We start from the raw sequence: 20,509 nt of genomic DNA, 5'->3' as shown, positions 1-20,509 counted from the left end.
CGAGGAGATCGCTATGGGAACTGACGAGCCGGATCGCCCCGACGGTCGCAGGATGGTGATGGCCCCGCATCTGACGGGGTTGGACCCCGACCCCGACCGCGGGATGGAGGTCGACCAGAAGTCGCCGGGCGAACTCGACGAGGCGGTGCCCCGGGGCGAATTCCTCCGCAGTGTCATCGGCACCATCGCCGGCCTTGCGGTAGCCGCGATCGTGTACCTGGTCATGCCGGGCGAACTCGAGCACAACGCCCGCCTGACGGCGGCTGTGGCCGTACTGCTGGGCATCTGGTGGATGACCGAGTGCATCCCGATCCCGGCGACCGCCCTGGTCCCGCTCATCGTCTTCCCCGTACTCGGGCAGGACGTCTCGGTCAACGAGGTGGGCGCCGAGTACGGCAACAACATCATCTTCCTGTTCATGGGCGGGTTCCTCATCGCGATCGCCATGCAACGCTGGAACCTGCACCGGCGTATCGCGCTGCTCACCGTGCGCGCGATGGGCACCCGGTCGACGCGGGTGGTGGCCGGGTTCATGATCGCCACCGCCTTCCTGAGCATGTGGGTGTCCAATACGGCGACGGCGGTGATGATGCTGCCGATCGGTGTGTCGGTCCTGATGCTCGCTTCCGAGCTCGGTTCGGGAACAGGCGGCGGGCGCGGTGGCGCCGGTAAGGGTGGGAAGGGTGACGACGACGGGTCGGCGATGCCGGAGATCGACGCCTCGGCCGACCCCACCTCGGACTCGGTCAAGGAGGCGGTGATCCGGTCCAACTTCGGGACCGCGCTGATGCTGGGCATCGCGTACGCGGCATCGATCGGGTCGTTGGCCACGATCATCGGCACCCCGCCCAATACCCTGCTGGCCGGGTACCTGGAGCGCGAACACGACATCATGCTCGGCTTCGGACGGTGGATGCTCGTCGGACTGCCTCTGTCGGTGATCATGCTGGTAATCACCTGGTTCCTGCTGACCAAGGTCTTGTTCCGGCCCGAGATCGAGGAGATCCCCGGCGGACGCAAACTCTTCGACGACGAGCTGAACAAACTCGGCCGCACCTCGTCCGGCGAGCGCCGCGTGCTGATGGTATTCGTCGCGGCGGCGGTCGCGTGGGTGGGCGTCCCGTTGGTGTGGGAGGACGCGCCGATCTCGGATGCGGGCATCGCTTTGGTCGCCGGGCTGGTGCTGTTCCTGGCGCCAGCAGGAACCGCGCGTGGGGTACGGCTCCTCACCTGGGAGGCGGCGCTGAAGCTGCCCTGGGGAGTGCTCCTGCTGTTCGGTGGCGGCTTGGCGCTCTCGGCCCAGTTCTCCGAGTCAGGGCTCACCGACTGGATCGGTGAGCAGTCCGCCGCCCTGGGCGGCCTGCCAGTCATCCTGTTGATCGTCGTGGCAGCCGGCGGGGTCCTCCTGCTCACCGAGCTGACCAGTAACACCGCGACGGCGGCCACATTCCTGCCCGTGGCGGGTGGCGTCGCGCTGGGACTCGGCCTCAACCCGATGCTGCTCGCCGTCCCGGTGGCACTGGCCGCTACCTGCGCGTTCATGCTTCCGGTCGCGACCCCTCCCAACGCCATCGCCTACGGCTCCGGATACGTGACGATCGGCCAGATGATCCGCGGTGGGGTGTGGCTCAACCTCATCGGGCTGATCGCTATCACCGCGGTGACCATGACCCTGCTCGTGTGGGTTTTCGGTCTGACCCTCTGATGTGGGTGCCCGGCTCGGCCAGCCGCCTGACGTGGCCGCCTGGCCGGGCGCTAGCGTCGGATGAATGACCGTCGCACGCGAACCCTCCCTTCGGTCGGCCGTCGAGCCGTTCCACGTCATGAGTGTCCTGGCCGCGGCGGCCCGTCGGCAGGAGACGCACGGGGACGTGATCTCACTGTGCGCAGGGCAGCCGTCGACCCCGGCCCCCGGGCCCGTGCTCGCGGCCGCGCACCACGCCCTGGACACCGAGATCCTCGGCTACACGGAAGCACTCGGCATCCGGCCGCTGCGCGAGGCGATCGCGGGCTACCACCAGCGCCGGGACGGTGTGGACGTGACCGCCGACGACGTCGTCGTCACCACCGGGTCGTCCGGCGGCTTCACCGTGTTGTTCCTCGCCGCGTTCGATCCCGGCGACACCGTCGTCATGGCCCGCCCCGGGTACCCCGCCTACCGCAACACCCTCCAGGCACTGGGCTGCCGCGTCCACGAGATCGCCTGCGGGCCCGAAACCCGGTACCAACCCACCGTCGCGCAGCTTGAGGCGGTCGCGGCGGAGTTGGGCCACGCGCCCGCCGGACTCATCGTCGCCAGCCCCGCCAACCCCACCGGCACGATCATCGACGCGGCCGAGCTCGCCGCCCTCGCACGCTGGTGCGAGGCGAACGGCACGCTGCTGATCAGCGACGAGATCTACCACGGCGTCACCTACGGGCGCGAGTGCGCGAGCGCCTGGCAGACAAGCCGCGCGGCGGTGGTGATGGGCTCGGTGTCGAAGTACTTCTCCATGACCGGCTGGCGGATCGGGTGGATGCTGCTGCCGGAGTACCTGCGCGACCCGGTGGACCGGCTCGTCGGCAACCTCACCATCTGCCCGCCGGCCGACGCGCAGTATGCCGCTGTCGCCGCGTTCACCGACGAGTCCGCGGCCGAACTCGATGCCCACGTACAGCGGTACGCCCGCAACCGCGACCTCGTGCTGCGCAGGCTGGGGGAGCTGGGAGTGGGAGAGATCGCCCCGCCCGACGGCGCCTTCTACGCCTACTTCGACGTCTCCCGATGGACCGACGACTCGGTGGCGTGGTGCGCGCAGGTCCTCGAGCGCACCGGGGTCGCCTTGACGCCGGGGGTCGACTTCGACACCGTCGACGGAGCCCACACCGTCCGGTTGAGTTTCGCCGGGGGCACCTCCGAAATCGCCGAGGCCATGGATCGGTTGGAGGCCGTACTGCTGACGTAGGTACCGGACCCGCAGATAGTCGCGAGCGGCTACCGTCGGTGCATGGGTTCCGCCGAGATCATTACCGCCAGCGTCTACCTCACCCGGCCGTGGCTGCTGCTGCAGGCACCCCTCACGGTGGAGCAGGTCTACCTCAACGCCCGTGAGATTCTCGCCGGGTCCACCGGCGGCTCGATGATCTCCTGATCGGGCTGCGATACTGGGAGGCGTGACCGCCCAGAACAGTAAGCCCCGCATCTCCAACGTCCTCGCCTCGCGCTACGCGAGCGCCGACCTGGCCACCCTGTGGTCCGCCGAGCACAAGATCGTGCTCGAGCGGCAGTTGTGGATCGCGGTGCTGCGCGCGCAGCGCGATCTGGGCATCGACGTCCCCGACGGCGTCATCGAGGCCTACGAGGCAGTGATCGACCGCGTCGACCTCGGCTCGATCGCCGAGCGCGAGCGCGTCACCCGGCACGACGTCAAGGCCCGGATCGAGGAGTTCAACGACCTCGCCGGCCACGAACACATCCACAAGGGCATGACGAGCCGGGACCTCACCGAGAATGTCGAGCAGCTTCAGGTAGTGCGATCGCTGCAACTCGTCCGCGACCGGGGCGTAGCCGCAGCCCGGCGATTGGCCGAGCACGCCGTCGCCCACCGCGACACGGTGATGGCCGGGCGCAGCCACAACGTCGCCGCGCAGGCCACCACCCTGGGCAAGCGGTTCGCCTCCGCCGCCGACGAGCTGCTGGTCGCCCTCGAGCGGCTCGAGTCGCTGCTCGAGCGCTACCCGCTCCGCGGCATCAAAGGCCCCATGGGCACGGCGCAGGACATGCTCGACCTCCTCGGGGGCGACGCCGCCAAGATGGACCAGCTCGAGGGGCGGATCGCCGAGCATCTCGGCTTTTCCCGCACCTTCGACTCGGTCGGTCAGGTCTACCCGCGGTCCCTGGACCACGAGGTCGTCTCCGCGCTGGTGCAGCTCGGCGCCGGCCCGTCGTCGCTGGCGCAGACCATCCGGCTGATGGCCGGGCACGAGCTGGTCACCGAGGGCTTCCAGCCCGGCCAGGTCGGCTCCTCAGCGATGCCACACAAGATGAACACTCGTTCGTGCGAGCGTGTCAACGGACTCCAGGTGGTGCTGCGAGGCTACGGCTCGATGGCCGCCGAACTCGCGGGCGCCCAGTGGAACGAGGGCGACGTGTTCTGTTCCGTCGTGCGTCGCGTAGCGCTGCCGGATGCGTTCTTCGCACTGGACGGCATGTTCGAGACGTTCCTCACCGTGCTCGACGAGTTCGGCGCCTACCCCGCGGTCATCGAGAAGGAATTGCAGCGCTACCTGCCGTTCCTGGCCACCACCAAGGTCCTCATGGCCGCTGTCCGCGCGGGCGTCGGGCGCGAGGTTGCCCACGAGGCCATCAAGGAGAACGCCGTCGCCGTTGCTCTGGCCATGCGCGAGGAGGGCCGCGAACCCGACCTCCTCGACAGGCTCGCCGCCGACGACCGTCTGCCGCTCGACCGCGCGGCGCTCGAGGCGGCACTGGCCGATCGTGCCGCGTTCGTCGGCGCGGCCGGGGACCAGGTCGACGCCGTGGCCGCCCGCGTCGAGTCCCTCGTCGCGCGTCACCCCGAGGCCGCCAGCTACTCGCCCGGCGCGATCCTCTGACCGCGTTGGAACCCTCCTCGCGTTCGCATAGGTCGCCCGTAGAGCAGTGTGCAACGCTGGCCGCTAGGTCGCTCTAAACCCGATCTCAGCGAGCCAGGATCGTGCCCATCATGCCGAGATCCTCGTGGTCGAGGATGTGACAGTGATAGACGGTGCGGCCGACGATGTCCCCGAAGGCCACGCGGACGGTGACGCGGCCGAAAGCAGGAATGTTGACCACGTCCTGCCAAGTGGGGCTGCCGCCTTCGTCGCCGAGGACCTGCATCGGCCACACATGCAGGTGCATCGGATGGTCCATGGGGCTGGTGTTGATCAGGGTCCATTCCTCCACGGTTCCGGCGCGGACGGTGATGTCGGTTCGATCCGCGTCGAACGGCTGATCGTTGATGGTGAACGACATCATCGATCCGGGCCCACGCGTCCGGCCTCTCATCCCTCGAGCTCCTCCCATGCCCATGGCGAATTCCAGGGTCCGCCTGTCAGCAACGGGCTCGGTGCGCAGGTCTCGCAGAGCGGGACCCGCCGGGACAGGGTCGAGTTCTTCCGCCGGGGCCCCGGTGACCTCCAGGGTGAGGAGTTCAATCGGCTCGTCGCGCGCGGTGAGCGCGCCAGCCAAGGGGCCGGTCATCATGCCGGGCATGGTGCCGCGGTCGACCGGAGTGGCGAGCAGGGTGGAGGTGCCACGGCGGGCGCCCACGAGCAGTTCGACCCTGTTGCCGGGGGCCAGCGTCACCTCGGTGACGTCGACTGGTCGGGGCAGGCGGCCGGTATCACGACTCAACAGGCATAAGGTCTGGCCATCCAGGGTCAAGCGGAGGTAGCGGGAGGGACAGGCGTTGACGATCCGCCACTGCTCCCGCGCACCCGGTGCTGCGGTAGCACGGGGCCGGACCTGGCCGTTAACCATGACGGTCTGGCCCTCGCGGCCCAGCATCTGTTCGGGAGAGGACGCGGCAACCGGGTTGCCTGCGCTGTCGAGGGTGATGTCAGAGACGACCAGCGTGCGCTCACGGGACACCGGGACGGGGTCGGGACTCTCGATGATGAGCGCTCCGTAGAGGCCGGCGGCCAGTTGATTGGCGACGTGGCCGTGCCGATGCGGGTGATACCAGAATGTCCCGGGCGGGTGGTCGTCCGGCAGGGCGAACTCGTAGTCGAAAGACCCGCCGGGATCGATGCTCACAAACGGATTGTCGCCGTTGCCCTCGGGCGAGACGTGCAGCCCGTGCACGTGCAGGTTGGTCGGCGCGTCGAGGCCGTTGGTCATGGATACCCGGAGCGTGTCCCCACCCCGGAGACGCATGGTGGGGCCGGGCAGGGTGCCGTTGAACGCGTGGACGTTTGCCTCCTGCCCGCCGATCCGGATCCGTGCGGGGGCGGCGACCAGGGCCATCTCGAGCACTCCGTCACGACTGTTCAGAACCTCCGGCTCGAGGAGGTCGTTGCCGGCACCAGAGGGACCACCGGACGTGGTGTCGCCGCGACAGGCGGTCCACCACAGGCCAGTTCCACCCACGGCCGCTGTGCCGGCGCCGGCAAGACCAAGGGCGAGAAGTTGCCGACGCGTCAGGTGGCTCACCGCGGGCCTTCCTCCAAGTTCTGTAGCCGTTCCCGGTATTCATCAGTGGTCAGCTCTCCGCGTGCGTACCGCTCATCGAGGATGTCCCGCGGCCGCGGCCGGCGCTCCTCTGTCGCGTGATGTCCGCTCTGTCGTCGGCCATCGGTGAGCGCCTTCACCAGCACGACCGCGACCACCATGATGCCCAAGAGGAGCAGAATCCAGAACAGCCATGCCCAGCTCATTCCGGCACAGATCCCGTAATTTCCCATCATCATGATCCCCTTGGTCGAATGAAGCGTCAGGTCAATTTCAGTGTGGTGAGGCAGGTCAGGTCGTCGTCGCCGGTGGTGATGGGGGCGGTGGCGGTGGCGCCGTCGTGGTCGACGGTGATGGTCGCGGCGATGTCGCGCGGCAGCCACAGGCCGATGAAGCCGTTGTCGTAGCTCGTCCGGGGCTCGTCGACGATCGTCCGTCCGGTGGCGCTATCGGTCACCGTGACGTGCATGCGTTCGCTGGGTTGTTCTCCCAGGCACGTCGTCAAGCTGTGGAAGTAGCAGTCGTGGGTGCGCTGCTCGTACGGCGCCACTGCCAGGTAGAACTGATCGTCCGGTAGCGGCAGTGCGGTGCTCTGGCCGGACGAGGTGTCGGTGAGCACCACCTTGTCGGGGCGAACGGAGGCCAAGAGGGTCCCAGGGCGCTCATTAACTTTCGTGGCGTCGAGCCGGTCGATGACCTGGCGGGCGTCGAGCCCCGCCAGGTCGTGCCGGTCCGGCACTGATACCGGTGCGGTAGTCGGGGGCGCTTCCTGGCCGAGGTTCGGGGTCGAGCACCCGCCCAGAGCCAGGGCGCCAGCAGCGAAGGCGGTGACGATCACGCCGCGGCGAAACGAGGGTAAGCGCATCATGGGGCTCTCTGGAGTTCCTTGGGGGAGTCTGCGCGGGTCGACACCGCGGTGAGGGCGTCCGGGTGCAGGTCGAGACGACGGAGCAGTTGCGCGTTGAGTGCGACCACGACGGTGGACAGGGACATGAGGATCGCACCCACCGACATGGGCATGACCACGCCGACCGGGGCGAGGACCCCTGCGGCCAGGGGGACGGCGAGCAGGTTGTAGCCACCCGCCCACCACAGGTTCTGAACCATCTTCCGGTAGGTGGCCTTGGACAGTGCGATAACGGAGAGCACAGCGCGTGGGTCGTCAGACGCCAGGATCACCCCGGCCGAGGCGATCGCCACATCGGTTCCGGCGCCGATCGCGATCCCGACGTCGGCCTGGGCGAGCGCGGGCGCGTCGTTCACCCCGTCGCCGACCATGGCGACCGCACGTCCCTCGTCCTGGATGCTGCGGACCGTGGACGCCTTGTCCTCGGGTCGGACCCCGGAGAAGTATCGGTCGATTCCGAGTTCGTCAGAGACCGAGGCGGCCACCGCGTCGGCGTCACCCGTGATCATCACGACCTCGAGTCCGCGCTCGTGCAATGCCTCGACTGCGGCGCGGGATTCGGTACGGACCTCGTCCACCAGCCGCAGAGCCCCGGCGACTGTGCCGTCGACGAGCACGTGCAGGATGATCGCCCCGTCCTCGCGCCAGTCGTCAGCGACCGGAAGTTCTCGCGCGTCCTCCTGCTCGAGCAGATAGGGGCCTCCGACCTGGACCCGGCGCCCGTCGACGCGGGCGCTCACGCCCACTGCAGGGGAGGAGTCGAAATCGGTGGCAGCGGCGACGTCGAGTCCCCGCCCGTCGGCGGCGGTGAGGATGGCCTTGGCCAACGGGTGCTCCGAATCGGTCTCGGCAGCGGCGGCGAGCGCGAGCACCTCGTCCCGGCCCAGGTCGCCCGAGGATTCGACCGCGGTGACCGCCGGGGTCCCCTTGGTGAGCGTGCCGGTCTTGTCGAAGAGGACGACCTCGACGGTGCGCATGCTCTCTAGCGCCAACCGGTCCTTGATGAGGACCCCGCTGCGGGCGGCCTGGGCGGTGGCCAGAGAGACCACCAGCGGGATGGCGAGCCCCAGCGCGTGCGGGCAGGCGATGACCAGCACGGTGATGACCCGGACGACTGCTTGCTCAGGGTGGGCGACCGTGAGCCACACGATGGCGGTGAGGATCGCGGCGCCGAGAGCGAACCAGAACAGCAGGGCAGCAGCCCTGTCGGCGATGCGCTGGGCGCGGGACGAGGAGTTCTGGGCGTCGTCGACGAGTTTCTGGATCCCCGCCAGAGCCGTGTCGTCGCCGATGGCGCTGATCCGGACGCGCATCCCGGAGTCGGTGGCGACGGTTCCCGCCACCACGGTGTCCCCCTCACCTCGTCGGACGGTCCGCGATTCTCCAGTGATCATCGACTCGTCCATGCTGGCGGCGCCCTGGATGACAACACCGTCGGCGGGGACGTTGCCGCCGGGACGGATGATCACCACGTCGTCCACCCGGAGCTCGTCCGGGGAGACGGTCTCGACATCGTCCCCGACGACGCGTTCGGCCTCGTCGGGCAGTAGTGCCGCCAGGGAATCCAATGCCGAGCTGGTTTGGGCGAGCGAGCGCATCTCGATCCAGTGGCCGAGAAGCATGATCACGATCAGCAGCGCGAGTTCCCACCAGAATTCGAGCTGGCTCTCCAACAGTCCGAGGGTGGCACCCCAGGACGCCAGGAAGGCGACGGTGATACCGAGGCTGATCAGCAGCATCATCCCCGGCTGACGAGCCCGGATCTCGTCGGCCCCGCCGGTGAGGAAGGGCCAACCTCCCCAGAGATACATGACGGTGCCCAGCACCGGTGACACCCACAGGGCCCACCCTGTGACGCCGTATCCGAGCAGGTCGCCAGCCATCGGCGAGAAGGCGACGGTCGGGATACCAATAACGAGCATCACCCAGAACAGTCGCCGGAACACCTGCTCGTGGCCTTCATGCCCGTCATGACCACCGTGGCCTGCATGTCCACCGTGGCCCCCGTGGCCGGCCGGGGAGTCGCCGGGGGAGGTATCGGGCTGAGTCATCTGTTCACACCCTCGTGTCGGTCGGGAGCGCGGACGGGGCCGCGTGCGACTTCCGCCGCGCCAGCTGTGCCCGAGGCTATCGTCGTCGGGCGTTCTCCGCCTTCAGCGACGACCGGTAGGGGCGACCGGGCGGAACATCGCGGGGCACCTGCGGTTTACAGAGAGTCAAGGAGACCGCGCATTGTGTCGATCTCCTCCTGCTGGGTGGTGATGATGGTCCGGGCTAGGTCGACGGCGGGCTGGTAGCTTCCGTCCGCGATCTCGTCTTCCGCCATGGTCACCGCGCCCTCGTGGTGGCCGATCATCTGTTCCAGGAACAGCCGGGCGGCGCCAGCACCCTCGGCCTCGGAGAGTTGCGCCAGCTCATCGTCGGAGAGCATGCCGTCCATTTGGGCCATCTCGTGGCCGCCATCCGGGGCGATGGGCTCCCCCCACTGGCCGAGCCACTCCGTCAACTGGTCGATCTCGGGTCCCTGGGCGGCCTTGATCTCTCCGGCCAGTCGAATCACCTCTGTGGGGATGGCGTCCTTCGCGAGAATGATGTCGCTCATCTCGATCGCCTGCTGATGGTGCGGCGTCATCATCTGGGCGAACATCACATCTGCCTCGTTGTGCCGGGTGGCCTCGCTGGCAACCTCGGTGGTGCTCTCCCCGACGCTCGAGGCGCTTGCGGAGCTGGTGGTCACGGCGCCGGTGTCGTCGCTGTCGCTCGCACACCCGGAGAGGGCGAGAATGGCGGCGATGGCGGCGCTGAGCAGAAGCGGCGTGCGGTTCACGGTGGGAAGTCCTTGTCGTGGGGCGACGGAAAAGAATCCGACGACGGCGTTCAACAGTTCGCCTCCCAAGCTGTCTGATGGACACTTTCGTTCGTGTGGAGATCATGTGAAGGTCTGATCAAGGTTCCGCACCACGGCAGCGAACCGCTCGTCCGGGGATGATGTTGGCCATGGTGGTGACTCCGGGGGCACTGGGAACTGTTGGTGGACACGCGATCGCGGTGCGCCCGCCCACGGGCCTGCGGGCCATGGTGGTCGAGGACGAGCGGGCCCTAGCCGAGCTGGTGGGTACCTATCTCGAGCGCGAGGGTTTCGAGGTGATGATCACCAGCGACGGGGTGGACGCCGTTCGGCTGGCCCGGCAGGCGGATCCGGACGTCATCGTCCTCGACGTAGGGTTGCCCAGCCTGGACGGGATGGAGGTCTGCCGTCAGGTACGGACCCATTCCGATGCGTATGTAATCATGCTCACCGCGCGAACAGAGGAGGTTGACACCCTCATCGGACTGTCCGTCGGTGCCGACGACTACATGACCAAGCCTTTCAGCCCCCGTGAGCTGATGGCCCGGGTCCAGGCGATGATGCGTCGCCCCCGTACCGGAGTCGCATCCGGACAAACCGCGGGATCGGTGCCCCGCGAACCGGTCCGCACGTTCGGGGACCTGGACATCGACGGCGACGGCCGGGACGTCTCGGTAGCGGGTGTTCCAGTCTCGCTGACCCGCACGGAATTCGACATTCTGCTGGCCCTGGCGCGGGAACCGGGCGTCGTATTCACCAGGCCGCAGCTCATCGCCTCGGTTTGGGGGCCGAATTGGGTGGGCGACGCTCATCTGGTTGACGTGCATATCGGGCATCTACGCCGGAAACTCGGTGACGAGGCGAGCCGGGGCAGATATGTGCGCACCGTCCGGGGTGTCGGCTACCGGATGGGCACCGGACGATGAGTGGCGGTCCGACGCCCCCGGTCGCGGGCCTCGCGGTCGTCCCTTCCCCTCCACGTCGTCCGGTCCTCGCCTTGTCGAGCTTCGGCACCCGGTTGTTCGCCGCACTGACCGTAGTAGTGGTGGGCTGTGCGGTCAGCGCATGGCTGGTTGCCTCTGCGCTGGCCCCCGGGATCTTCCACGACCACCTGGGGCAGGCAGGTATCGACCAGGACTCAAACGAGGCCGCTCACGTCGAGACAGCGTTCACCGTGGCAATCGTTTCCGCCTGGGGCCTCGCAGTGGCCATAGCGGTACTCCTGGCGCTGGTGGTGAGCTGGTATCTGACCCGGCGGGTCCAGCGGTCCGTCACCGCGATGACCTCGACTACCGCCGACATCGCCGGCGGCCGCTACGACAGCCGGATCCACAGCCCCGGGTTGGGCCGCGAGTTCGATGAGCTCGCCGACAGTGTCAATGAACTCGCTCGACGTCTCGACGCCACCGAGAACACCCGGCGGCGGATGTTGGCTGATCTCGGGCACGAGATGCGGACGCCGATCGCCACACTCGACTCGTACCTCGAGGCAGTCGACGACGGCGTCCGCGACTTCGACGACGACACCCGGCATGTGCTCCGGTCGGCTACCAAGCGACTTGAACGCCTCGCAGCCGACATCGTCGACGTCTCGAACGCCGACGAACATCACACCCGTCTTCAACCGGTGTCGACCACAACAGGGGACCTCGTCTCTACGGCCGTCTCGGCAGCCCGGGAGCACTACGAGAAAAAGAACGTCGAACTCCGAGCCCGAATCACTAATTCGGTCGCTGTCACGGTCGATGCCGACCGCCTCGGCCAAGTATTGGGAAATCTGCTTAGCAACGCGCTACGGCACAGTTCCGCAGGCGGCGTCGTCACCATCACCAGCACCCGGGTGCGACCGCATGTGGTCAGCATCATCGTCTCCGATTCGGGTGACGGTATCGCTCACGAACACCTGGGCCATCTCTTCGACCGCTTCTATCGTGTGGACGCCGCCCGCGATAGGGCCGCCGGTGGCAGCGGCATCGGGCTGACAATCAGTCGTGCGCTCGTCGAAGCACACGGCGGACGCATCCGCGCGCACAGCGGCGGAGTGGGAGAGGGCGCCCAGTTCACCGTCGACCTCCCGATACGGAAATAGCGCACCAACGGAGACATTGCGAAGAGGGGTCCGCCAGAAGTGCGGTGTGAATAAGCTGCAGGCCGCTAGTGTGACGGCCATGCGCGAGACCGTAATCCCCGTCCCCGGCACCTCCGGCCTGCAGGCGACCCTGCACCATGCAGACCAGCCCCGGGCGTTGCTGCTATTGGTGCACGGTTTCGCGGAACACTCCGGCCGGTACGGGCGGACCATCCGGTTCCTCACGGACCGAGGGATCAGCGTGGCCACCTACGATTTGCGTGGCCATGGCACGGCTCCCGGACCGCGCGCCAGGGTGTCGATGGAGACTCACATCGGCGATAATCTCGCGGTTCGCGACGCGGTGGCGGAATGGTGCCGCTCGGACGAGGGCGGCGGGGCCGAGTCCCTTCCCCGTCTGCTGATGGGGCATTCGATGGGCGGACTCATCGCCGGCGAATCGGCACTCCGGCGACCGTGGGATCTCAAGGGCCTCATCCTCTCCTCACCCGGGCTCGTTGTGGGCGAGCAGACCCCGGCACCACTGCGCGCGGCGGCGCCCGTGATCGCCCGCCTCCTTCCGTTCCTACCGGTGGAGAAACTCGATCCGCGCGAGATCTCCCGGGTGCCCGAGTACGTGGAGAACTACACCTCCGACCCGCTGGTCCACCACAAGGGCGTGCCAGCGCTGTCCGCAGGGACAATGCTCGCGGGTGGGCTCCGGCTCATCGAGCGCTCTCGCGGGCTGCGGCTGCCGACACTGGTCCTCAATGGTTCCGCCGACACCATCACCTCACCAAAGGGGGCGCGACGCTTCGCGCAAATCGCCGGCTCGGACCATGATCCGCGTCCGGAGATCACCTACCGGGAGTTCGAGGGTGGCCGCCACGAACTGTTCAATGACCTGTGCGCCGATGACGCGTACGCGGCGTTGGGGGAGTGGCTCGACGCCCGACTGGGCTGAGCGGCGGCGGGGGGCGGGCGAACGGTGACGGCATCCGTTCTGGATTCGGGCTCCGGCTACGCTGGCCGTCATGCGACCCGACCTCTCCTCCTACCACCACCTCGCTGCCGGAAAGGTCCGCGAGCTGTACGAGATCGACAGCGAAACGTTGCTCCTCGTGGCCACCGACCGTATCTCCGCGTACGACCACGTACTCGACACTCCCATTCCGGACAAGGGTCGCGTGCTCACCGCGATGAGCGCGTACTTCTTTGACGCCCTGGACATGCCCAACCACCTCGCCGGCCCGCTTGACGACGAGCGCATTCCCGCCGAGGTGCTGGGGCGAGCGATGGTGGTGCGCCGCCTCGACATGGTGCAGGCCGAGTGTGTGGCCCGTGGGTACCTGACCGGGTCCGGAATCGTGGAGTACCGGCAGTCGGGCACGGTGTGCGGTATCGAGCTGCCCGAGGGGCTGGTCGAGGCCAGTCGCCTTCCCGATCCGATCTTCACCCCAGCCACCAAGGCGGCGGTGGGGGACCACGACGAGAACATCTCGTTCGAGCAGCTGAGCGCGATCGTGGGGGCCGAGCTCGCTGAGCGGCTGCGCACGGCGACCCTGGACATCTACTCGAGGGCCGCCGAGATGGCCGCGGACCGCGGCGTACTCCTGGCGGACACCAAGTTCGAGTTCGGTCTGGCTGACGGGGAGTTGATCCTGGCCGATGAGGTGCTCACCCCGGATTCGTCCCGGTACTGGCCGGCGGACGGGTATTCGCCGGGCCGAGTGCAGCCGAGTTTCGACAAGCAGTTCGTGCGGGACTGGCTCACCGGTCCCGAGTCGGGGTGGAACAAGGACTCTGACGCCCCGCCGCCCGCGCTTCCGCAGCAGGTCGTGGACGCGACCAGGGCGCGGTACGTCGAGGCGTACGAACGCATCTCGGGCCTGTCGTTCTCCGACTGGATCGGGGAGGACGTCGCGTGAGCACCGCCGATACGACTGACGCCATCGCCACGGGTCAGACGCCCGCCCCGCCGCAGGCCGAGCGCCGCCCGCACCGCCGCGAGCACCACGGGCGAGTGTTCATTGATGACTACGAGTGGCTGCGTGACAAAGACGCCCCGGCGACCCGCGAATACCTCGAGGCAGAGAACGCCTACACGGACGCGATGACCGCCGACCTCAAGCCGTTGGAGGACGAGGTCTACGAGGAGATTCGCTCCCGCGTCAAGGAGACCGACATGTCGGTGCCCGTGCGTTCCGGCGGGTGGTGGTACTTCTCGCGCACTGAAGAGGGCCGCTCGTACGCCCGCCACTGCCGGGTCCCGGTACCGCAACAGTTCGTCGACGACCCGTCGGACCCGGCGGGCTGGGCCCCGCCGGAGGTCTCGCCGGGCGTGGAGTTGCCGGGCGAGCAGCTTCTTTTGGACGGCAACGCCGAGGCGGAGGGGTACGAGTACTTCGCCCTCGGCGCGTTCTCGGTCAGCCATGATGGGAGGGTCCTGGCCTGGGCCACCGATACCGAGGGCGACGAGCGTTACACGCTGCGTTTCCGTTCACTCGACCCGGACTATGTCGCCCCGGACGAGGAGATCTCCGGCATCGCCGCCGGGGTCACGTGGTCCCGAGACGGCCGGTACGTGTTCTACGTGACGGTCGACGAGGCGTGGCGTCCGGACACTGTGTGGCGCCATCGCCTGGGCACGTCGAGCGACGACGACGACAAGGTGTTCCACGAGCCCGACGAGTCCTATTGGATCGGGGTGGGCGAGACACGCAGTGAGAAGTTTCTGCAGATCGCGGCGGGGTCCAAGATCACCACGGAGGTGTGGTGCCTGGATTCGAACGATCCTGCGGGCGAGTTCTGGTGTGTGCGGCCCCGGCAGGAGGGCGTTGAGTACGACGTCGAACACGCGGTGGTCGGCGGCGAGGACCGGTTCATCGTCACCCACAACGACGGGGCCCCGAACTACGAGGTGGTCGAGGCGCCGGTGGGCCCGATCGAGGGCGAGCTGCGGGATCTGCGCACGCTGGTGGCCCACCGCGACGACGTCCGGGTGGAGGGCGTGGACGCCTTCGCGCGTGTGCTGGTGCTGGGATACCGCGAGGGGGCGCTGCCGCGCTTCGCGTTGATGCCGCTCGATCAGGGATCTGCGGCCGGGTCGGCGGCGTATTCGCGTTTCGAGCCCGTCGAGTTCGACGAGGAGCTGTTCACCTCGGGTCCGGGATCCAACCCGGAGTGGGACGCGCCTGTCCTGCGGTTCGGCTTCGGCTCGTTCGTCACGCCGGGCCGTGTCTACTCGCTCGATCTGGCCAGCGGCGAGCGGACACTGCTGCGTGAGCAGGAGGTGCTCGGTGGTTACGACCCGAGCGGGTACGTGCAACGCCGGGACTGGGCGACCGCCGGGGACGGCACCCGGGTGCCGATCTCGCTGGTCATGTCCTCCGACACCGCGGCCCGCGTCGACGCCGGTGAGCGGGTGCCGGCCTTGCTGTACGGCTACGGCTCGTACGAGACCAGCATCGATCCGGCATTCTCGGTGGCCAGACTCTCGCTGCTCGACAGGGGGATGGTCTACGCTGTGGCGCATGTGCGCGGCGGCGGTGAGATGGGTCGGCTCTGGTACGAGAACGGCAAGACGCTGACCAAGCGCAACACGTTCACTGACTTCGTCGACTGCGCCCGGCATCTGGTCGACTCCGGACTCACCTCGCCCGACCGGCTGGTGGCGGAGGGCGGCAGTGCCGGTGGGTTGCTCATGGGGGCGGTCGCCAATATGGCCCCTGAACTGTTCGCGGGCATCCAGGCCGTGGTGCCGTTCGTCGATCCGCTCACCTCGATCCTCATGCCGGAACTCCCACTCACGGTCATCGAGTGGGACGAGTGGGGCGATCCGCTGCACTCGGAGGAGGTCTACGACTACGTGGCCTCCTATGCCCCGTACGAGAACATCGAGGCCAAGGACTACCCGGCGATCCTCGCGGTGACCTCGCTCAACGACACCCGGGTGCTGTATGTGGAGCCCGCCAAGTGGGTGGCCAAGCTGCGTGCGGTGTCCCCGTCGGCCAACTCGGTTGACCGGCCGGTGCTCCTGCGATGCGAGATGAGCGCGGGTCACGGGGGCGTGTCGGGGCGGTACGAGAGGTGGCGTCAGATGGCGTTCGAGTACGCGTGGACGGTTCGCACGGTCGGCGCCGGTTAGACCCGTCCGGCCCGCCCGCCGGCCCGCCCGCTCAACGCAGCCGCGCGCAAGAACTGCAGCCGCACTCGAAATGTCGTGTGCGACTGCAGTTCTTGCGCGCGGCTGTGCCTGGGCATGGCGGGGGGACACGAAGTCGTCAGCGGCCGTCAGCGGCTGTCAGCGGCCGTCGGCGGCAGCGGGGGGTGCGAAGTTGTCCGCGCTCTCGGGGGCCATGGTGTGGGTCATCGCCGCTGCGGGAATGACCGCCCCGGCCATGAACGTGAGGATGCCGAGGCCTCCCATCACGTAGGCGAGCCGGTGTCCGTCGCCGATCTCGAAGCTCGAGCCGAAGATCAGCACCATCGAGATCACGAACAGTCCGCCGGTAACCAGCGAGAGTGCCCGCGAGCGCGCCTGCAGGAGCGTCACAAGTTCGAACTCGTCCAGGTATCGGGCTGGGGCGGTGTCCTTGGAGTCGATGGTGATGCGCAGCATCGTCCAGACCACGCAGATCACCACGGTCATAGGGAGCCAGGCCAGGATGATCGGGAACCAGAAGTAGCCCGCCACCGCGATCGCGGTCATGATCGCCAGGCTCGCCCAGTTGAGGCCGACGAGCAGTCGGCGTCGTGCAGGGGTTCGCCACGACGGGAACATGCCCTCCGTCCGGGTCTGCAACTTCTCGAAGCGCTGCTCGGATCGGGTGAGGGTGTCGACGCGGTAGGCGGTCATGATCGGTCCTCTCGGGTGGGGCGGTAGATCTCGGCGGACATCGGTTGAAACTCCTCGCGGGAGAACACGGCCTCGACCGGCAGGTCGAAGATCGCGCAGATCCGGAAGGCCAGATCCAGGCTCGGGTAGTGGTCGCCTCTCTCGAGCGCCCCTATGGTCTGGGGGTTGACCTCGATCTGCTCGGCGAGCGCCGCACGGCTCAGGCGGCGCTCGGCCCGCAGGACGGCGATCCGGTTGTGGATGGGGAGCTTTTCTCCCCGTCGGACTGGGCTCATGCACTTAACTGTTGTGAAAACCCAACAATTTGTCAACGACTTGTTGCGGGTAGGCTGGATCACATGAGCTCCGGAAGCATCCACGACATCTCGTTCACAACCATCGACGGCGAGCAGGTCAGCCTCGGCGATTACGCAGGCCACGCGGTCCTGGTGGTCAACGTCGCCAGTGAATGCGGATTGACCCCGCAGTACGAGGGACTGCAGGAACTGGCCGACGACTACCGGGACCGCGGTCTCTTCGTCATCGGGTTCCCGTGTAATCAGTTCATGGGCCAGGAGCCGGGCGACGAGGACGCCATCAAGGAGTTCACGTCGGGCAAGTACGGGATCACCTTCCCGCTTGCGGCCAAGGTCGACGTCAACGGTCCGGATCGCCATCCGCTCTACGCCGAGCTCACCAAGGTCGCCGACGCCGGTGGTGAGGCGGGCGACGTCCAGTGGAACTTCGAGAAGTTCCTGCTCTCCCCTTCGGGGGAGGTCGTCGGCCGCTTCCGCCCGAAGGTCGAGCCCGGAGCCCCCGAACTGGTGGAGGCCATCGAGGAGACTCTTCCGGTCTGACGGCATGGGCGGGACCGCCGGGCTCGCCAATCCGGTGTGCACCTCGTCGTCGTGGAGTCACGTGAGCTTTCGGTCGTGCAACCAGTGGCAGGTAGGATCGTGGTGCGAGTCCCGGCCGGTCCGGGGCCGTTCCGCGTAGCCGCCCGATCGAGGAGTTCCCACCGTGGCCCGAGTCGTCGTCGAAGTCATGCCCAAGGCCGAGATCCTCGATCCGCAGGGTCAGGCCATACATAGAGCCCTGGGCCGCCTGGGTCACGGCGGAGTCACCGATGTCCGGCAGGGCAAGCGGTTCGAGCTCGAGGTCGCCGACGACGTGTCGGATGCCGAACTCGAGGAGATCGCCTCGTCACTCCTGGCCAACACGGTGATCGAGGACTGGAAGGTCGTCCGCGTGGACACCGCGGAGGTCGCTTCGTGACCGCACGGATCGGCGTCATCACCTTCCCCGGCACACTCGACGACATCGACGCCGCACGTGCCGTCACTCGTGCCGGCGGCGAGGCCGTCTCGCTCTGGCACGACGACGCCGACCTCAAGGGCGTCGACGCGGTGGTAGTTCCCGGCGGCTTTTCCTACGGCGATTACTTGCGCTGCGGCGCGATCGCCTCGATGGCCCCCGTCATGGGCGAGGTCATCTCGGCCGCGAAGGGCGGAATGCCCGTGCTGGGTATCTGCAACGGCTTCCAGATCCTGTGCGAAGCCGGACTGCTGCCCGGCGCCATGGGTCGCAACCGCGATATGCACTTCATCTGCCGCGACGAGTGGCTGCGTGTGGAGAACAACGACACCGCCTGGACCTCGCGCTACGAGCAGGGCGCCGAAATCCTTATCCCGCTCAAATCCGGTGAGGGCCGCTACATGGCCGCGCCGGAGACGATCGAGCAGCTCGAGGGTGAGGGCCGCGTGGTGTTCCGTTACGCGGGTGGCGCCCCCAACGGCTCCACCAACGACATCGCTGGAATCGCGTCCGAGAACGGGCGGGTGGTGGGCCTCATGCCGCACCCGGAGCACGCGATCGACCCGCTGACCGGGCCCTCCGACGACGGGCTGGGGCTGTTCCTGTCGGCGCTCGACGCGGTGGTCACCGTCTGAGCGTCGTGCTCGCGACAGGTATGTGGGCCGCTGCGAGGAATCGTCAGCGGCCCACGTGCACTGCTTGGTTGCCGATCACGCGCCGAGCGTGCTGCCCACATCCGCGCCCGCACCCGCCATCAGCTGGAGCAGGGCCCCCGTCAGTACCACCGGACTTCGGAGCACGGTGTCGATGAGGGACGAGCCTGTGCCTGCGCCGAGACTGCCGTACATAGTCTCGACTATCGGCCAGGTGGCGGTGGCCAGGGAGCCGCTGAGGTCCATGGGGATATCCTTCTGTCAGTGTGTGACCGGGGCGGTCGCACGCGCTCATCATGCCCAGGTCGCCACGAAAATACTGTGTGTTTCGACATAGTGCGGTAAGCGTCGCCACCCGGCGAACAGCACGGGCGCCCGACTTTTATCAGCACTGCCGAGAACGCGGGCGCGCGCCACGAAGTGTACGGGGTTGACACTAGCCGCATTGCTCGTCGGATGCTGTAGAACCGTGGGATGAGCGAATCAATCAACCAGCCCGCCGCTGCGCCGGACAAGTCCGATCGTCCGTTCGACATCGTTCTCTACGGTGCGACCGGATTTACCGGTGGGCTCGTAGCCGAGTACCTCATGCGGAACATGCCGGTGGGCGGATCGTGGGCGGTGGCCGGTCGATCCCGCACCAAGCTGGACGCACTCGTCGCACGCCTGGCCACCGACTTCCCTGACGTCCCAGCCCCGGGGGTCGTGATGGCAGACACCTCGGACCCGACCTCGTTGACGGAGATGGTGCGCGTCGCCCGCGTCGTCATCACCACCGTCGGTCCCTACCTCGAGTACGGCGAGCCCCTCGTCGCCGCCTGCGCTGCCGAGGGCACCGACTACGTCGACCTGGCAGGCGAGCCGGAGTTCGTCGACAGGATGTACCTGGAGCACCACGACGCCGCCGTGGCCTCCGGGGCCCGCATCGTGCACGCGTGCGGCTTCGACTCGATCCCGCACGACCTGGGCGTCTACTACACGATGAAGCAGGTACCCGAGGGAGTGCCGGTGACCGTCTACGGCGCCGTTCACGCCGACGCGCAATTCTCCGGCGGCACCTTCCACTCGGCCATCGGGCAATTCACCCGACTGCGCGAGGCCGGTCGCGCGGCCAAAAAGCGGCGCGACAAGCAGGGCAAGGCGGAGGGCCGGCGGATCAGGTCCGTGGCGGGCAAACCCCACCACGACTCCACGCTCGACCGCTGGCTGGTCCCGTTGCCGACCATCGACCCACAGGTGGTGCTCCGCTCGGCCGCCGCGCTCGACTCGTACGGTCCCGACTTCTCCTACGCCCACTACGCGTCCTTGAAGTCCCCGCTCACGGCCGTGGCGGGGATGGCCGGCGTCGGTGCGATCGCGGCGGGCGTTCAGATCGGGCCGATCCGGTCACAGATCCTAAAACGCATCAATCGTGGCAGCGGGCCGAGCGAGGAGCGTCGCGCGCGGTCGTCGTTCGACGTCACCTTTGTGGCGCTGGCGGGCGGCCGTCGTGTGGTTACCCGGGTGTCGGGCGGCGACCCCGGTTACACCGAGACGTCGATGATGATCTCCGAGTCAGCGCTGTGCCTGGCGTTCGACGACCTGCCGGCCCGTTCGGGGCAGCTCACCACCGCCGAGGCGATGGGGGACGCGCTGCTCGACCGGCTCGAGCGCGGCGGACTCACTTTTGAGGTCCTCTCGAGCTGACCGGCG

General features: G+C 67.9%; 21 protein-coding genes. 13 read left to right on the top strand and 8 right to left on the bottom strand.

Annotated features, from left to right (window positions below; genetic code table 11):
• The first annotated feature begins 13 nt into the window (after window positions 1-13).
• The 4 genes from FQ137_RS14985 (at window position 14) to purB (ending at window position 4,593) form a co-directional block, all read left to right on the top strand.
• The gene (locus FQ137_RS14985; RefSeq protein WP_149293432.1) at window positions 14-1,705 is read left to right on the top strand and encodes a DASS family sodium-coupled anion symporter; all 1,692 of its coding nucleotides are present in this window, start codon (window positions 14-16) and stop codon (window positions 1,703-1,705) included.
• 64 nt (window positions 1,706-1,769) lie between these two features.
• Window positions 1,770-2,945, top strand: a complete 1,176-nt coding sequence (locus FQ137_RS14980; protein ID WP_149293431.1) for an aminotransferase class I/II-fold pyridoxal phosphate-dependent enzyme — start codon at window positions 1,770-1,772, stop codon at window positions 2,943-2,945.
• Between the two features lie 42 nt (window positions 2,946-2,987).
• Window positions 2,988-3,131, top strand: coding sequence for a hypothetical protein (locus FQ137_RS15425; RefSeq protein WP_188065100.1), 144 nt, complete (start codon window positions 2,988-2,990; stop codon window positions 3,129-3,131).
• 22 nt (window positions 3,132-3,153) lie between these two features.
• Complete coding sequence (purB, locus tag FQ137_RS14975; RefSeq protein WP_149293430.1) at window positions 3,154-4,593, top strand: adenylosuccinate lyase; 1,440 nt, start codon at window positions 3,154-3,156, stop codon at window positions 4,591-4,593.
• A gap of 85 nt (window positions 4,594-4,678) precedes the next feature.
• On the opposite strand, the gene FQ137_RS14970 is transcribed toward purB, so the two are convergent.
• From FQ137_RS14970 to FQ137_RS14950, 5 genes are all read right to left on the bottom strand, one after another.
• Window positions 4,679-6,172 carry a multicopper oxidase family protein gene (locus FQ137_RS14970; RefSeq protein WP_149293429.1) on the bottom strand — a complete coding sequence of 498 codons (1,494 nt, stop codon included), beginning with the start codon at window positions 6,170-6,172 and terminating at the stop codon, window positions 4,679-4,681.
• The gene (locus FQ137_RS14965; RefSeq protein WP_255584401.1) at window positions 6,169-6,429 is read right to left on the bottom strand and encodes an SHOCT domain-containing protein; all 261 of its coding nucleotides are present in this window, start codon (window positions 6,427-6,429) and stop codon (window positions 6,169-6,171) included. The genes FQ137_RS14970 and FQ137_RS14965 overlap by 4 nt, the downstream gene beginning before the upstream one ends.
• A gap of 23 nt (window positions 6,430-6,452) precedes the next feature.
• Window positions 6,453-7,058 carry a CueP family metal-binding protein gene (locus FQ137_RS14960; protein ID WP_223146524.1) on the bottom strand — a complete coding sequence of 202 codons (606 nt, stop codon included), beginning with the start codon at window positions 7,056-7,058 and terminating at the stop codon, window positions 6,453-6,455.
• Window positions 7,055-9,148 carry a heavy metal translocating P-type ATPase gene (locus tag FQ137_RS14955; protein WP_149293428.1) on the bottom strand — a complete coding sequence of 698 codons (2,094 nt, stop codon included), beginning with the start codon at window positions 9,146-9,148 and terminating at the stop codon, window positions 7,055-7,057. The genes FQ137_RS14960 and FQ137_RS14955 overlap by 4 nt, the downstream gene beginning before the upstream one ends.
• Before the next feature lie 155 nt (window positions 9,149-9,303).
• Window positions 9,304-9,924, bottom strand: a complete 621-nt coding sequence (locus FQ137_RS14950; RefSeq protein ID WP_149293427.1) for a DUF305 domain-containing protein — start codon at window positions 9,922-9,924, stop codon at window positions 9,304-9,306.
• Between the two features lie 248 nt (window positions 9,925-10,172).
• Between FQ137_RS14950 and FQ137_RS14945 the strand changes: the two genes are divergently transcribed.
• From FQ137_RS14945 to FQ137_RS14925, 5 genes are all read left to right on the top strand, one after another.
• The gene (locus FQ137_RS14945) at window positions 10,173-10,871 is read left to right on the top strand and encodes a response regulator transcription factor (protein WP_149293486.1); all 699 of its coding nucleotides are present in this window, start codon (window positions 10,173-10,175) and stop codon (window positions 10,869-10,871) included.
• Window positions 10,868-12,034, top strand: a complete 1,167-nt coding sequence (locus tag FQ137_RS14940) for a cell wall metabolism sensor histidine kinase WalK (RefSeq protein ID WP_149293426.1) — start codon at window positions 10,868-10,870, stop codon at window positions 12,032-12,034. The genes FQ137_RS14945 and FQ137_RS14940 overlap by 4 nt, the downstream gene beginning before the upstream one ends.
• Before the next feature lie 79 nt (window positions 12,035-12,113).
• Window positions 12,114-12,977: an alpha/beta hydrolase gene (locus FQ137_RS14935; protein WP_149293425.1), complete on the top strand. Its 864-nt coding sequence runs from the start codon at window positions 12,114-12,116 to the stop codon at window positions 12,975-12,977.
• 70 nt (window positions 12,978-13,047) lie between these two features.
• Window positions 13,048-13,941, top strand: coding sequence for a phosphoribosylaminoimidazolesuccinocarboxamide synthase (locus FQ137_RS14930; protein ID WP_149293424.1), 894 nt, complete (start codon window positions 13,048-13,050; stop codon window positions 13,939-13,941).
• On the top strand, window positions 13,938-16,160 hold the full coding sequence (locus FQ137_RS14925) for a S9 family peptidase (protein ID WP_255584400.1): 2,223 nt from the start codon (window positions 13,938-13,940) through the stop codon (window positions 16,158-16,160). Before FQ137_RS14930 ends, FQ137_RS14925 begins: the two co-directional genes overlap by 4 nt.
• Before the next feature lie 156 nt (window positions 16,161-16,316).
• Here the strand turns inward: FQ137_RS14925 and FQ137_RS14920 are convergent, their stop codons facing one another.
• Window positions 16,317-16,871, bottom strand: a complete 555-nt coding sequence (locus tag FQ137_RS14920; protein WP_149293423.1) for a hypothetical protein — start codon at window positions 16,869-16,871, stop codon at window positions 16,317-16,319.
• Window positions 16,868-17,146 (bottom strand): helix-turn-helix transcriptional regulator, encoded by a 279-nt coding sequence (locus FQ137_RS14915; RefSeq protein WP_149293422.1) that lies wholly within the window; start codon window positions 17,144-17,146, stop codon window positions 16,868-16,870. Before FQ137_RS14915 ends, FQ137_RS14920 begins: the two co-directional genes overlap by 4 nt.
• Before the next feature lie 63 nt (window positions 17,147-17,209).
• Here FQ137_RS14915 and FQ137_RS14910 point away from each other — a divergent pair, with 63 nt between their 5' ends.
• The 3 genes from FQ137_RS14910 (at window position 17,210) to purQ (ending at window position 18,799) form a co-directional block, all read left to right on the top strand.
• Complete coding sequence (locus FQ137_RS14910) at window positions 17,210-17,707, top strand: glutathione peroxidase (RefSeq protein ID WP_149293421.1); 498 nt, start codon at window positions 17,210-17,212, stop codon at window positions 17,705-17,707.
• A gap of 163 nt (window positions 17,708-17,870) precedes the next feature.
• The gene (gene purS, locus FQ137_RS14905) at window positions 17,871-18,125 is read left to right on the top strand and encodes a phosphoribosylformylglycinamidine synthase subunit PurS (protein ID WP_149293420.1); all 255 of its coding nucleotides are present in this window, start codon (window positions 17,871-17,873) and stop codon (window positions 18,123-18,125) included.
• Window positions 18,122-18,799, top strand: coding sequence for a phosphoribosylformylglycinamidine synthase subunit PurQ (purQ, locus tag FQ137_RS14900; protein WP_149293419.1), 678 nt, complete (start codon window positions 18,122-18,124; stop codon window positions 18,797-18,799). The genes purS and purQ overlap by 4 nt, the downstream gene beginning before the upstream one ends.
• 75 nt (window positions 18,800-18,874) lie before the next feature.
• On the opposite strand, the gene FQ137_RS14895 is transcribed toward purQ, so the two are convergent.
• Window positions 18,875-19,063 (bottom strand): hypothetical protein, encoded by a 189-nt coding sequence (locus FQ137_RS14895; RefSeq protein WP_149293418.1) that lies wholly within the window; start codon window positions 19,061-19,063, stop codon window positions 18,875-18,877.
• A gap of 228 nt (window positions 19,064-19,291) precedes the next feature.
• Here FQ137_RS14895 and FQ137_RS14890 point away from each other — a divergent pair, with 228 nt between their 5' ends.
• Window positions 19,292-20,503 carry a trans-acting enoyl reductase family protein gene (locus FQ137_RS14890; protein WP_149293417.1) on the top strand — a complete coding sequence of 404 codons (1,212 nt, stop codon included), beginning with the start codon at window positions 19,292-19,294 and terminating at the stop codon, window positions 20,501-20,503.
• Window positions 20,504-20,509 lie beyond the last annotated feature (6 nt).

The organism is Dietzia sp. ANT_WB102 (assembly GCF_008369165.1).
In the GTDB taxonomy this organism is placed as follows: domain Bacteria; phylum Actinomycetota; class Actinomycetes; order Mycobacteriales; family Mycobacteriaceae; genus Dietzia.
This window is presented reverse-complemented; position numbering and strand designations above follow the sequence as displayed.